6 protein-coding genes are annotated in these 13,571 nt (G+C 67.7%); 2 read left to right on the forward strand and 4 right to left on the reverse strand.

Annotated features, from left to right (window positions below; genetic code table 11):
* Window positions 1-17: 17 nt before the first annotated feature.
* The 4 genes from recD to recC form a co-directional block, all read right to left on the reverse strand.
* Window positions 18-1,844, reverse strand: coding sequence for an exodeoxyribonuclease V subunit alpha (recD, locus tag P8H27_RS08205; protein WP_289636653.1), 1,827 nt, complete (start codon window positions 1,842-1,844; stop codon window positions 18-20).
* Between the two features lie 106 nt (window positions 1,845-1,950).
* The gene (recB, locus tag P8H27_RS08210; RefSeq protein ID WP_289636654.1) at window positions 1,951-5,487 is read right to left on the reverse strand and encodes an exodeoxyribonuclease V subunit beta; all 3,537 of its coding nucleotides are present in this window, start codon (window positions 5,485-5,487) and stop codon (window positions 1,951-1,953) included.
* A 143-nt stretch (window positions 5,488-5,630) separates the two neighbouring features.
* A complete protein-coding gene (locus P8H27_RS08215) occupies window positions 5,631-7,355 on the reverse strand; it encodes an RNA-binding domain-containing protein (protein WP_289636655.1) in 1,725 nt (574 codons plus the stop codon).
* 160 nt (window positions 7,356-7,515) lie between these two features.
* Window positions 7,516-10,782: an exodeoxyribonuclease V subunit gamma gene (gene recC / locus P8H27_RS08220; protein WP_289636656.1), complete on the reverse strand. Its 3,267-nt coding sequence runs from the start codon at window positions 10,780-10,782 to the stop codon at window positions 7,516-7,518.
* 251 nt (window positions 10,783-11,033) lie between these two features.
* Between recC and P8H27_RS08225 the strand changes: the two genes are divergently transcribed.
* Window positions 11,034-11,714 carry a haloacid dehalogenase type II gene (locus P8H27_RS08225; RefSeq protein ID WP_289636658.1) on the forward strand — a complete coding sequence of 227 codons (681 nt, stop codon included), beginning with the start codon at window positions 11,034-11,036 and terminating at the stop codon, window positions 11,712-11,714.
* 170 nt (window positions 11,715-11,884) lie between these two features.
* Window positions 11,885-13,531 carry a Na/Pi cotransporter family protein gene (locus tag P8H27_RS08230; protein WP_289636660.1) on the forward strand — a complete coding sequence of 549 codons (1,647 nt, stop codon included), beginning with the start codon at window positions 11,885-11,887 and terminating at the stop codon, window positions 13,529-13,531.
* Window positions 13,532-13,571: the final 40 nt, after the last annotated feature.

Raw genomic sequence — 13,571 nt, forward strand, 5'->3', positions numbered from 1 at the left:
GGCCATTTTGTGAACTGTCAGAATAGATCGAGTTGCCCGGCCGGGTTGTCATCGTGCGCGGGCAGGCGCGGCATGCCGGCCCGTTGCAGGCGCTCGGCCAATCCCGCCGCGCGCTCGGCGCGGGTGCTGACCGCCTCGCCCAGGCGCGCCGGCAGGCCCCAGATCTCGACCTTGTGCTTGGCCCGGGTGATGCCGGTGTAGAACAGGCTGCGGCTCAGCAGCGGGCTGGGCTGCTCGGGCAGCGCCAGCAGCACCTCGCCGAACTCCGAGCCCTGGCTCTTGTGCACGGTCATGGCGAAGGCGCTGTCGTGGCTGGGCAGGCGCGCCGGGGCGAAGGGGCGGTAGCCGTCCTCGCCTTCAAAGAACACCCGCAGACCGTATTCGCTGGCCAGGCAGATGCCGATGTCGCCATTGAACAGGCCCAGGGCGTAGTCGTTCTGCCGCACCATCACCGGCCGGCCGACATACCAGCGCTCGCGGCTGGCGACCTGGCTGCGTCTTTTCACCCGAGCTTCCAGCGCCTCGTTGATCCCGGCCACGCCCCAGGCGCCCTCGCGCTGGGCGCAGAGCGCGCGAAAGGCGTTGAAGGCGGCGAAGGCCGCAGCCGGATCGGCGCTTTTCGCCGCGGCGAGAAAGGGCGCGTAGCCCCGATCCAGCCGTTCGAGCAGATCGGCGGGGGTCGGCTGGGCATTCCAGGCCAGGTCGTCGCGCGACTCCTGCAACAGCGCGAGGGTGCCCGGCACATTGCCGCCGTTGATCCGCCGCGCCAGCTCGCCGATGCCGCTGTCGCCGGCGAAGCGGTGGCTGTGAGTCAGCAGCACCACCGCATCGCCCAGGCGTGAAGTCGGCTGGGCGAGCGGCACCTGCTGGCCGCTAAGGCGTTGCAGGTCGCTGGCGGCTTGGGCGTCGAAGCCGCGGCCCGCGCAGAGCTCGGCGAACACCGCGCCGGCCTCCACCGCGCACAATTGATCCTTGTCGCCGAGCAGGATCAGCCGGGCGCTCGGCGGCAGGGCGTCGACCAGCTTGGCCATCAGCGCCAGGTCGACCATCGAGGCTTCGTCGACCACCAGCACGTCCAGCGCCAGCGGGTTGGCCGCGTGATGACGCATCTGCGGGCTATCGCCACAGCTGCCGAGCAGGCGGTGCAGGGTGCGCGCCTCGTCCGGCAGCGCCGCCTTGATCGCCTCGTCGACCGGCAGCTCGGCCTTGGCATTGCGGATCGCCTCGGCCATGCGGGCCGCGGCCTTGCCGGTCGGGGCGGCCAGGCCGATGGCCAGACGCTCGCCGCCGGGCTGCTCGAGTAGGGCGGCGAGCAGGCGCACCACGGTGGTGGTCTTGCCGGTGCCGGGGCCGCCGGAGATCACCGCCAGCCGGCGCCGCACCGCCTGGGCGGCAGCCAGACGCTGCCAGTCGGGTTGCTGCCGATTGAAGGCAAACAAACGGCTCAGGCTTTCGCTTAACTGGGCTTCATCGACCGGCGGCAGGTCGGCGCTGCGAACCAACAGCTGGTCGGCCAGGCGCCGCTCGTAAGCGTGATAGCGCGCCAGATAGAGCCGCCCATGCTCGAGAATCAGCGGGCTGAAGTCGCCAGCCGTACCGACCAGCGGCGAGGCCTCCAGCAGTGCTTGCCACTGCTGGAGGTGCGGCAGGCAGAAGCCGTGATCCGGCCAGGGCCGTTGCCCGGCCATACGCGCCAACGGCAGGCAGACGTCGCCGTTATCCAGCGCCGCGCAGAGCAGCGCGGCCGAGGCCAGCAGCAGCGGTTCGGCGCCCGGGTCGAGGCGCTGCAGGCTGGCGACCAGGGCGCGTTCCAGGGGGCCAAGGGGCAGGTCGGCCAGGTTCATCGACCACCGCCGTAGGGTGCGCCCGTGGCCCGGATGCAATCCGGGGAATTCGTCAGGCGCCGCGAAGAGCGCTCCCGGCTTGCATCCGGGCTACAGAAAACGCGCATCACTCGTTGCCCTCGAACAGGTTATCCAGCGCATCCAGCAAACCATCCTCCGGGCGCGAAAAGTACACCCCGGCGCCCGGCATGCCGCGCAGGAACAGGTAATAGGCGCCGCCCAGCTGGCGGTCGTCGAAATCGGCCAGACGCTGGCGCAGGAAGCGCCGCAGCGCCACCAGATAGATCAGGTATTGCAGGTAGTAATGCTCGCCGGCCAGGGCCTGGAGCAGACGTTCGCCGTCGTAGTAGCCGACGTCCGGGCCGAGCCAGTTGGATTTGTAGTCGGCGATATACCAGCGCCCGTCGTGCTCGAAGGTCAGGTCGATAAAGCCCTTGAGAAAGCCCTTGAGGCTGTCGAACTCCAGGCGTGCCGCCGCCTCGCGCATCGGTGCGGCCAGGCCATGAACCGGATCGCTGAGGAGCGCGCGCAGACGCGACACCTCCAGCCCGGCCACCGGGAAGGTAAAGCCCAGCTCGGGCAGGCGTCGCGCCGGGTTCAGCCCGGCCAGGGTCAGGCCCTGGCCATTGAGGTCGGTGTCGAGCACCTGCTGCAACTGGCTCAGCGCCACCTCGCTCCAGTCGCCGTCGATGCCGTGGCCGCGCAGGGCCGGTTCGACCAGCTCGGCCAACGGCGCCTTGCCGCGCGCCCAGTCCTCCAGGATCGCGTGCAGGCAGGTGCCGGCGCGAGCGCCGCGGGGGAAGGCGAAGAAGCCGCTGCCCGGCTCGCTGGCGGCGGGCAGCACCAGACCGTCGCGATCCGGCGCTTCCATGTGCAGGCCGGCGGCCAGGCCGGAGAAGCTGCCGATGCGCCAGGCGCTGTGCAGGCTGCGCTGCAGGATGGCCAGTTGCCGGGGCGCCGGGGCGCGCCGCTCGCCGGCGGCACTGGCTTCGCTCTCGCGCAGCGCCTGCACGGCCATATGGCCATGGCTTGCGCCGACCAGCTGCTCGATCTCGCCGCGCAGGCCGGCAGGGCCGAGGCTTTGCAGATGGCCGGCGAGTTCGCCCAGGGCATCCTCGCCCGGCAGCTGGCGACCGTGCAGCAGCCAGGCCAGGGCGCTGCTGTGCAGGCCGGCCTCGCCGAGGGTGCCGTCCTTTTTCGGCTTGCAGTCCACCGGCCCCCAGTGCAACCACAGGCGGTCGTGGGCCCGGGTCAGGGCCACGTAGGCCAGGCGCAGGCGCTCGGCGAAGCGTTCGTGGCGGGCGCGCTCGCGGTGGCTGTCGAGCTGCTCGCCACCCAGATCGAGCAATGGCGTGCCGTCGTCGGCGTGGCAGCTGATGTCTTCGCGCTGACGCAGCAGCGCGCCGTCCCACAGGTAGGGGCAGAACACCAGGGGGTATTCCAGGCCCTTGGAAGTGTGGATGGTGACGATCTGCACCCGCTCGGCATCGCTTTCCAGGCGCAGCAGGGCTTCTTCGCCGTGGGCCTCGGCGCTGCGCTGGGCGTTGAACCAGCTCAGCAGCTGTTCCAGCCCGGGGCGTTGCAGGCTCTCGCCCTGCAGCAGTTCGGCCAGGTGCAGCAGGTTGGTCAGGCGGCGTTCGCCATCGACCAGGGCGAGCAGCCGCGGCGCCACCTGCTGCTCATCGAGCCAGGCGCGGAAGGCGCGCATAAAGCCCTGTTGCTGCCAGAGCTGATGGTAGCGCTCGGCGGCTTCGCGCTCGGCATCCCAAGCCTGGGCATCGTCCGCGCAGGCGGCCAGATCCGCCGCACTGCGGCCGAGCAGGCGGCTGGCCAGGGCATAGCGCAGCGCGCCTTCGCGGCCCGGTTCGGCATAGGCGGCGAGCACCGCGGCCAGTTCCTCGGCTTCCTCGCTGTGCCAGACGTTCTCCTTGCCGCGGCGCACGCTGGGCACGCCGCGCGCCGCCAACTCGGCCGCCACTTCGCCGGCCTGGCGGTGGCTGGCGACCAACACCGCAATATCGCCGCCCTTGAGCGGCGTATGCTCGCCCTGCGCCTCGAAATAGGCCTCGCCGCGGCCGCTGGCCGCCAGCAGGGCGGCGATGCGCCGGGCCGTGTCGCGGGCCACCAGGACGCCGGCCTCACCCTTGCCGAGGTAATCGTCGGCCAGCCAGACCAGCGCCACAGGCGCGTCCTGCTCGTCATCGACAACGGGCAGCACCAGCTGCGCCCGCGCCCGCGGGCTGGCGCCGACCTGCGGATACGTTAGGCCCTGTTCGGCGAAGGGCATGGGCCGGTCGAACAACTGGTTGAGCGCGGCGATCAGCTCGGGCGTGGAGCGGTGGTTGGTGCTCAGGCTGTACTGGCGCGCCGCTTCGTCGCGGGCCTTGAGGTAGGTGGCCAGATCGGCACCGCGAAACGCATAGATGGCCTGCTTGGGGTCGCCGACGAAACACAGGTCGCCCTGGTTTTCGTAGATGCGCCGGAACACCTGGTACTGCACCGGATCGGTGTCCTGGAATTCGTCGATCAGCGCCACCGGGTATTGCTCGCGCAGGGTGCCGGCCAGGTGGTCGCCGCCCTCGCCGTAGAGCGCCTGCTGCAGCTGGTTGAGCAGGTCGTCGAAGGCCAGCAAACGCTGCGCCGCCTTGCGCTGCGGCAGTTGCCGGTTGAGCTGGTCGATCAGGCGTACCTGCAAATCGATCAGGCGTTGCTCGACCTCGGGCTGCGCCGCCTGCAGGGCCTCGCACAGGCCTTGCAGGGCATCGGCCAGCGGACTGTCCGGCGCCTTGCTGCCCTTCTTGCTGGCCTTGGCCAGGCCGTCGCGCGCCAGGCGCTGGTGCGCCTCGGTCTTGCCGAACAGCGCGGCGGCATCGCTGAAGTAACCGTTCAGCTCGGCCTGCCAGAGGCCGAGTTTGGCCGGGTTGCACATATTGCTCTTGAAGCCGGCGAAGGCCTTGAGCTGCTGCAGCCATTCACCGCTCAGCTGCTGCCAGAGGCACTGCGCGTGCTGCCAGGCGCCGCGCAGGGCGCTCAGCTCGCTGCCGGCCCCGGGCTGCGGTTCGATGCGCAGGTAGGGCTTGCCCAGGTGGTTGCGCAGACGCTGGCGCAGGCTCTGCGGGGTGATTTTTTGCTGCACCAGGAAGGCCGCCCACTCCGGCTCGGCGGCGGCCAGCTCGTGGCGCCAGAGGTCGGCGAGCAGGGCGTCGAGAATTTCGCGGTCGTCGTGGGTCAGCTCGTTGTCGAAGTCGCCGCCGGCCTCGAACGCGGCATCCTGCAGGGCGCGCTGGCAGAAACCGTGGATGGTGAAGATCGCCGCCTCGTCGAAGCCGTGCACCGCCAGCAGCAGACGCCGATGACTGGCCGCATCCGGGTACTGGGCGTGCAGGCGATTGAGCAGCTCGTCCGCGCCTGGGCCGTTGTCGTAGACCGCCAGCAGCTCGGCCAGGCGCCTGCGGATGCGCTCGCGCAATTCGGCGGTGGCGGCGGTGGTAAAGGTCACCACCAGAATCTGCGCCACCGACAGCCGCCGCTCCAGCAGCAGGCGGGCATACAGGGCGGTCAGGGTCCAGGTCTTGCCGGTGCCGGCGCTGGCTTCGATCAGCGAGCGACCGGCGAAGCTGTCCTGCAGCAGATCGAGGTTCATATCATCCCAGCTTCAGGGCATTTTCATGGGTTGGTTAGACCCTGCGCCGTTTAACAACGGAACTGTTGTTAAACGGCGCAGGCCCTTGATTCATTGGTCTTAATCGAGAAACTAGCAGTTGTTTAGCAAATGCTAAACAACTGCTAAACAGTGCTACGTGAGGTGTAATAGACGCGGTTGCCGCCACCCTTGCGCTCCAAGAACCCATCGGCCTGACTCCATTTCTTCAGATATCTGGATGCTTCAACCTTCGCGGAAGGAGAATCACCTAGCCCCAGAAGCTGCCGAAGCTCCTCGTTGCTGATGCGCTGATGATCGCGCAGATACTCTCGTGCCAGCTCCGCATAGCGTAGCGGGTTCAAGCCACGCGCCTTGGTGTAGGCCGCCTTTCCCTTCAACTCCTTGGCGATGCCTTTGGCTAGATGAAAGGTCGCTGCCGCGGTGTGGCCTCGCCGTTCGAGAACATGCAAGGGTGGCAGGCACATGCCATCAAGTATCCGCCGAGCTTCATCTCGGTTGAGCTGGAGAATGTCGGCAGCTCCCGCTACATCAATGAATTCCTGTGAACGCAAGGCATCCAGAATCAGTAACTGGTCAAGACCAATTTCTGCACCTTGCTCATCAAGCCGGACGATCAGCTTTGCCAGGAGGTCATGCGCCCCCTGATTGAAGATGCGCAGCGTCACCGAATGCCCATCAGTCGTGTATTCAGGTCGGCGCTTGCCGTAGATAAGCGCCGACCTAAAGATCCGTTTGCGTCCGATACCGGAGGACTCCACAAGTCTGAGCTTGAGTAGGGCATTGGCCAATGTGCGGTTACGTGCCACGGCCTCATGGCGCAGGATGTTCTGCGGTGTGATGCCAGCGACGAATCCGCCCGGGCTGGTCACCACCAGCTCCTTCTTGGAGTGGCGAACCAGAACCTCTCCAGGATTCAGATAGTCGCGGTGGGTCAAGGCATTTAGAACCGCCTCACGTACGCCTTCGAGCGGAAACTGGGGAACACGTAGCTTAAACAGGCCGACCTCAATCTCGGTCTCCGGGTTCAATGGGCCTTCGAAGATCTGCTCGATGCGTTCGACAACCTCTAAAAGCGGCCAGCGCTCTTGATCGTTGCGAGCCACGCTGGTTTCACTGTCATGCAACACGTAGTGGAACTGCGCTTGCGGGCAATGCTGCGCAAGCACTTCGCGCCGAGCAAACAGCAGCATACCGGTGTGAGTCACCCGGCCATTGCGTATGGCTTCGAGACCTTGCAGAAACTCGGGGTCGGATAGACCAATCAGCTCCGACGATGGTGCCTTCCTACGCAGTACCTGCCGAGCACGCTCAATCTGCAAGGGATCCAAGTCAGCAAGGGAAAGTCCCATGGCCGGCTCTCCGCTCCAGTCCAGCGCACCGGTGTTGACTTGTGCGCGCAGGAAACTGTTGCGATCGAGCGGAACGCAATGTTTGTCCACACGCTGTTTATACAGACCGCCCGCCGTGCCATAGGGTTTACTGGAGCCGGGGTGGACGCGGATTAAAAGGAGCCGACCAGTCCCTTCCTGCACCTCCAGCAACTCGACCTCAGCATCAATGTTGGGCCGAGTATCGCTGTAGATTCCGCGTCGGAACTTGTCCGGCTCATGCCCTTTTACGCCATGGATCGCATGTCCGCGCCCAACTACCTTGTCATCGATGCCAAAGACCAGTACGCCACCATCGGCGTTAGCGAAACAGCAGGCGTACTCACATGCAACTTTGAGGTCTTCCTTGGGGCTCTGGGAGCGTTTGAAGTCCAGGTAATGACTTTCCAACGCATCCCCCGGCACCCATTCCAGCTGATCCAGTAAGGCGAGTATTTGCTGACGGTCTGGAATACTCATTGGCGTTCGTCTCCACCTATCGCTGCCAGTAGAGGTATTGGCTCGGCAACTCCATGCGATAGCAAAATACCTTGCCTCATCAGATCACGCTCCATAGTCAGAAAGACATGCATGCCAGGGGATATAGACTTTTGAAAGTCAGGATCATAGAGCCAGACCTTCATCCTTCCTCTTCACACCCACTCTGCGCCAACGCATCCAGCGCCGGGCCGTAGAGTTGTTCGGCGAGGGCCTCGAAGCGCTCGTCCAGCGGCTCGCGGTCGCGGAAGGCCAGGGCGTTCCAGGGATCCTGGCCTTCGCCGCTCATGTAGTCGTTGCCTTGCCACATCAGCCGCGCCTCGCTGCGCGCGGCGTCGAGCGGTTCCTTGCGCCCGGGCTTGCGCCATTTGCTGGCGAAACCGTGGCTGCATTTGGCCAGCAGCGGCAGCGGTTCGCACAGCGCGCTCTTGTAGGCTTCGAGCCAGGGTTCGAGCAGTTGCAGCGGGCTGGCCAACGGCCCCAGGCGCCACTCGCTGTTCGGCGACAGCAGGCGGCTGTCGCGGGCGATGCCCGGGGTGGCGGCGGCGTTGAGCAGCAGGTGGCGCAGCCAGAACGGCGCCAGCTCCCAGGCGCCGAGGTCGCGCAGGCGGTAGTCGAACAGGCCGCTGGCGCTGACCCCATCCAGCCAGCCGTGGATGCGCACGCCGGCCAGTTGAATGTCCACCAGCAGCGGCTGCGCCACATCGCGCGGGCGCTCGTCGAACAGGGTCGGGGCGAAGGCGCGGATCGGCCCGCGAATCTGGCCCCAGTGGGCCTGGCCCAGTTCGCCCACCGGCAACCAGCCGGAGGCGGCAGCCACCGCGCGCTCCTCGCCCTCGCTCCAGCCACACTCGATGGCCTGCAGCGCCAGCTGGCGCAGGCCGTGCAGGCTGGTCCATTCGACGCTGAAGGGTTCGTCGCCGGCCAGGGCTTCCTCGCTCTGCGCCAGGCGCAGGCCGAGACGCTGTTCCAGCAGGTAGCGCGCCGGGTGCTTGAAGCAGTGGATCAGCCGGCTGGGCTCCAGGCACAGCCAATCCTGATCCGGCGCGGCCAGGACGCTGGCGAAGGGCTGCGGCGCTTCGACTGCCTGGCTCAGGCGTTGGCCGGCGTGAAACCAGGGCGCGGCGAAACCGGCCTGTTGCCCGCCGGCGAAATTGCCGGGGGCGAAGGGCTGCAGCGGATGCTGCCGGGTGATACGCGCGCTGGCTGTTTGCGTCTGTGGCTCGGCGCAGACCGCGGTCAGGTCGATGGCCTCCAGCAGTTCGCTGACCAGCACCGAGGGCGGCAGATCGGCGTTACTGCGCGGGTCGCGGCCGACGTAGCTGAGGTACAGGCCGCCGCGTGCCGAGAGCAGGGTTTCCAGCAGCAGGTAACGGTCGTCGAGGCGCCGGGCGCGGTCGCCACGCCGGGGCTTCTGGCCGATCAGGTCGAAGCCGGCGGCCGGGGTACGCCTTGGCAGCGCGCCGTCATCCAGGCCGAGCAGGCAGACCAGGCGAAACGGCAGGCTGCGCATCGGCACCATGGTGCAGAAGGTCACCGCGCCGGTGAGAAAGCCCGAGGCACCGCTGCCCTGCTCCAGCGCCGCGCTCAGCTGCTGACGGATCAGCGCCAGTTCCAGCGGGCGTTCGATGCCGGCGGCCAGCGCCTGCTCGTGTAGCGCCGCGCAGGCTCTGGATAGCAGCAACAGGGTGTCGCCGGCCTCGCGCTCGTCGAACAGGCCGTCGATCAGCTCGAGCAGGGTCGCGGCCCAGTCGCTCAGGCTGCGTGGCCGTTGCAGGCTCTGCGCCAGGGCGGCCAGGCGCTCGACGAAGGCGGCCAGACGGCCGAGCAGCTGCGCGCGGCCACCTTCCAGGGCATCCAGCGGCCAGCTGTCGCCGAGCAAGGGAGCCTGGTCGCCGGCCAGTTGTGGCGGCGCGGCGAAGCCCAGCAGCAGGCGGTCGAGGCCCTGGCGCCAGGTAAAGGCGGCATCCGCCGGCAGGCCCAATTGCTGGCGATGGCTGCCGTCGCGGCCCCAGCGCACCCCCGCCTCGCGCAGCCAGTCGCGCAACAGCGGCAGGTCTTCGGCTTCGATGCCGGCGCGGCGAGCGATGGCCGGCTGCTCCAGCCAGGCGAGGATTTCCTCGGCGGCGAAGCGGCTGTCCGGCAGGGCGAGCAGGTTGAGGAAGGCCTCGATCAGCGGAATTTCCGCGCGCAGGCTGCGGTCGGCCAGGCTGAAGGGAATCCTCGGAGCGCCGCTTTTGGCCGCGAAAATCGCCTCGATATAGGGCGCATAACGCTCGATATCCGGGGTCAGCACCACCACCTGATCGGGGCTCAGCTCGGGATCGGCGGCAAAACGGGCGAGCAGCTGGTCATGCAGGATTTCCACCTCGCGCAGCGGCGAGTGGGCGATATGCAGCTCCAGCGAACGGTCGTCCTCGCGCAACAGCAGACGCTCGTCGGCCTGGCGGGTGCGCAGGCGCAGGATGTCGTTCTGCAGTGCCTGCAGCAGGCTGCTGTCGTGCAGAGCCTCATCCTCGGAGTACAGCCCGGTTTCCTGGCTGCCTTCGCTCGAAGCCAGGGCGAACAGGCTGTCGAAGAAGTCGCGGCCCTGCTTGCCCAGACTCGCCAATAGCGGATGGCCGACATCCAGGTACCAGTCGTCCGGACTCAGCTCGGGTTGCCGGGCCAGTTCGCGGATATCGCGAATCTCGCCCCAGGCCTCGCGGCAGGGGTTGAGGGCGAAGATCACCACCTCGGTGTGCCGCGCCAGGCCTTCGAGCACGCGCAGATGGTGGGTCGGCAGGCTGCTGATGCCGAACACCAGCAGGCGCTCGGGCAGAGCGGCGATGGGCGCCGCGTCGTACAGGCGGCACAGCAGCTCGTCGAGCAGGCGCGCGCGGTGCGGGTGGCCGTCCTTGGTCAACTCGCGCCAGAGCAGCGCCTGCCAGGCTTCATCGGGGCCGAGGCCCTGCAGCTCGTTACGCTCCCAGGTGGCCAGCCAGTCGTCGCGATACAGCAGGTATTGGTCGAATACGTCGGCGATCTTGCTGGCCAGCGACAGCCGGCGGCGTTCGTCGCCGCCCTCCAGGTAATGCGCCAGGCGCGGCGCTTCAGCCAGTTGGGCCGGCTCGCACAACCAGTCGTACAGGCGCCAGGCCAGGGTGGTCGGGGCGAACGCCGATTGCTCGGGCAACCGGCCGAGCACCAGACGCGACAGATCCCAGACGAACTTGGCCGGCAGCTGCACCTCCAACTGCATGGCGATGCCCTGCTTGCGCGCCAGCTGCAGGGTCAGCCAACGGCCCATGCCCTGGCTCGGCACCACCACCAGCGCTGGGGCGAATGGCTCGCGCAGCGGCTGGGCGAGCAGGCTGGTGGCCAGTTCGCCGAGGGTTTCCAGGTCGGGAGCGTGATAAAGGTTGAGCATGGTGGGCACTGCATCCGTGGCGAAGCGCTAGGTTAACCAGTCTGGCGGCGCGGGGCGACAGCCAGTGTCGGCCGAGTGCGTAGCAGGCGCGATGAACGCTAGGATCCGAGCTTCAAGGTCAAGCTGGAGCGCGGCTTCGGCCAAGGCGACGATGGCATCGCGGGGTTGCCGCGCCATGCCACTTAGGTGCAAGTGCCGGCAGAAACCGCTTCTGCCACCCTGGCGGCCGGCAACCCAACGAGGAAAGCGCAATGCCCACCCTAGCCTTCGATGTTTACGGCACCCTGATCGACCCCAGCGACATCGCCCGCCAGCTGCGCACGACCCTCGGCGAGGGCGCCGCGGCCTTCTACCAAAGCTGGCGCGACAAGCAGCTGGAGTACAGCTTCCGGCGCGGCCTGATGGGCGCCTACGTGGATTTCGCCCAGTGCACCCGCGAGGCCCTGGCGTTTGTTTGTGCGCAGACCCGGGCGCCGTTCGATGCCGCGGCGCAACAAGGTTTGCTGGATGCCTGGAGCCAGCTGCCGGCCTTCGCCGACAGCGCCCCCGGATTGGTCGCCCTGCAGCAGCGCGGGCTGCGCCTCTATGCCTTCTCCAATGGCAGCCAGGCGGCGGTCGGCGCCCTGCTCGAGCAGGCCGGTCTGGCGCACTTCTTCGACGCAATCGTCAGCGTCGAGGCGGTGCGCAGTTTCAAGCCGGCACCGCAGGTCTACCAGCACCTGCTGAGCCGCACCGGCAGCCCCGCCGAAACCACCTGGCTGGTCTCCAGCAACCCCTTCGACGTGCTCGGCGCGAACCACGCCGGCCTGCGCAGCGCCTGGGTCAGACGCAGCGAGCAGACCCCGTTCGACCCCTGGGGCATCGAGCCGGATCTGCGGGTCGCCAGCCTGCTACAACTGGCCGAACGCCTGCCCGGCCGAGCACCCGCGTAGGCCCTGGCGCCTGGCGCGAAGGCCAATCGCCGACTACAGCTTAAGACAGGCCCGGCAGAAAACCGTTAATCTTGGGTCTGGTTCGCCTGTCCGGCTCCGGCCTCGCCGACGAACCGCAACAAATCCGCTCGTTGCCCACGCTTGGGCGACACCTATCAGGGAGATGCACGATGCTGACCCTGCTCAATCTACTTTCCGCCATCGCCCTGCTGATCTGGGGCACCCATATCGTGCGTACCGGCATTCTGCGGGTGTACGGCTCCAACCTGCGCAAGGTGCTCAGCCACAACATCAGCAAACTGCCGCTGGCCTTCGCCGCCGGCATCGGCGTCACCGCCCTGGTGCAGAGCAGCAACGCCACCGCGCTGCTGGTCACCTCCTTCGTCGGTCAGGGCCTGATGGCGCTGACCCCGGCCCTGGCCATCATGCTCGGCGCCGACGTCGGCACGGCGCTGATGGCGCGGGTGCTGACCCTCGACCTGGGCTGGTTGTCGCCGTTGCTGATTACCGTCGGGGTGATCTTCTTCCTCTCCCGCCGGCAGACCCGCGCCGGCCAGCTGGGCCGGGTGGGCATCGGCCTGGGCCTGATCCTGCTGGCCCTGGAGCTGATCGTCGCCGCCGCCACCCCCATTACCCAGGCCCAGGGGATCAAGGTGCTGTTCGCCTCGCTGACCGGCGACCTGCTGCTGGACGCCCTGGTCGGCGCGCTGTTCGCCCTGATCTCCTACTCCAGCCTGGCCGCCGTGCTGCTCACCGCGACCCTGGCCGGCGCCGGCCTGATCAGCCTGCCGGTGGCCATCGGCCTGGTGATCGGCGCCAATATCGGCAGCGGCCTGCTGGCCTTCCTCACCGCCAGCCTGCAGACCCCGGCCGGCCGCCGGGTGGCGCTCGGCAGCCTGCTGTACAAACTGATCGGCCTGCTCCTGGTGATCCCCCTGCTCGGCCCGTTGGTAAATTGGCTGGACAGCCTCAACTGGCGCCCGGCCGAGCTGGTGATCGGCTTTCACCTGCTCTACAACAGCCTGCGCTGTCTGCTGATGCTGCCCAGCGTCGGGCCGATGGCGCGCTTCTGCAACTGGTTGCTGCCGGATCGCGCCGACGACAGCGGCGTCGCCCGCCCGCGCCACCTCGACCGCACGGCGCTGGACACGCCGAGCCTGGCCCTGGCCAACGCGGTGCGCGAGACCCTGCGCATCGGCGACCTGATCGAAACCATGCTGCGCCACCTGCTGGAGGTGCTGCGCAGCAACCAGCCGGCCCTGAGCAAGGAGCTGCGCCGCCTGGATGACGATGTCGACGCCTTGTACAACGCGGTCAAGCTGTACCTGGCCCAGGTGCCGCGCGACGTGCTCAGCGAGCGGGACAGCCGGCGCTGGGCGGAAATTCTCGAGTGGGCGGTCAACCTGGAACAGGCCGGCGACATCATCGAACGCATGCTCGGCAAGGTGCAGGACGAGAAGACCGCGCAGCGCCATGCCTTCTCCGACAGCGGCTTGGAGGAACTGGCCGGCCTGCACGGGCAACTGATGGCCAACCTGCGCCTGGGGCTCAACGTGTTGCTCTCCGGCGACACCGAGAGTGCGCGCCAGCTGCTCCATGAGAAACGCCGCTTCCGCGCCCAGGAACGGCGCCTGGCCCACGCCCACGTCGGCCGCCTGCACCGCCAGGTGGTGCAGAGCATCGAAACCAGCGCCCTGCACCTGGAGCTGATCGGCGACATGAAACGCCTCAACTCGCTGTTCTGCAGCAGTGCCTATGCGGTGCTCGAGGCCGGCGAAACCGGCGCCCTGCACGCCGAGGAAGTGGGTGGTGAATAGCCGATAAGCCAAAGGCAGCCGCAGCTGCCCTTGGCTGTGG

Source organism: Pseudomonas sp. sp1636 (assembly GCF_030376615.1).
Lineage (GTDB): Bacteria > Pseudomonadota > Gammaproteobacteria > Pseudomonadales > Pseudomonadaceae > Aquipseudomonas.

What these genes read in the sequence shown, in the direction of transcription:
- recC (WP_289636656.1), bottom strand. Translation starts at nt 10,782, where the DNA reads ATGCTCAACCTTTATCACGCTCCCGACCTGGAAACCCTCGGCGAACTG.
- P8H27_RS08225 (WP_289636658.1), top strand. Translation starts at nt 11,034, where the DNA reads ATGCCCACCCTAGCCTTCGATGTTTACGGCACCCTGATCGACCCCAGC.
- recB (WP_289636654.1), bottom strand. Translation starts at nt 5,487, where the DNA reads ATGAACCTCGATCTGCTGCAGGACAGCTTCGCCGGTCGCTCGCTGATC.
- P8H27_RS08230 (WP_289636660.1), top strand. Translation starts at nt 11,885, where the DNA reads ATGCTGACCCTGCTCAATCTACTTTCCGCCATCGCCCTGCTGATCTGG.
- recD (WP_289636653.1), bottom strand. Translation starts at nt 1,844, where the DNA reads ATGAACCTGGCCGACCTGCCCCTTGGCCCCCTGGAACGCGCCCTGGTC.
- P8H27_RS08215 (WP_289636655.1), bottom strand. Translation starts at nt 7,355, where the DNA reads ATGAGTATTCCAGACCGTCAGCAAATACTCGCCTTACTGGATCAGCTG.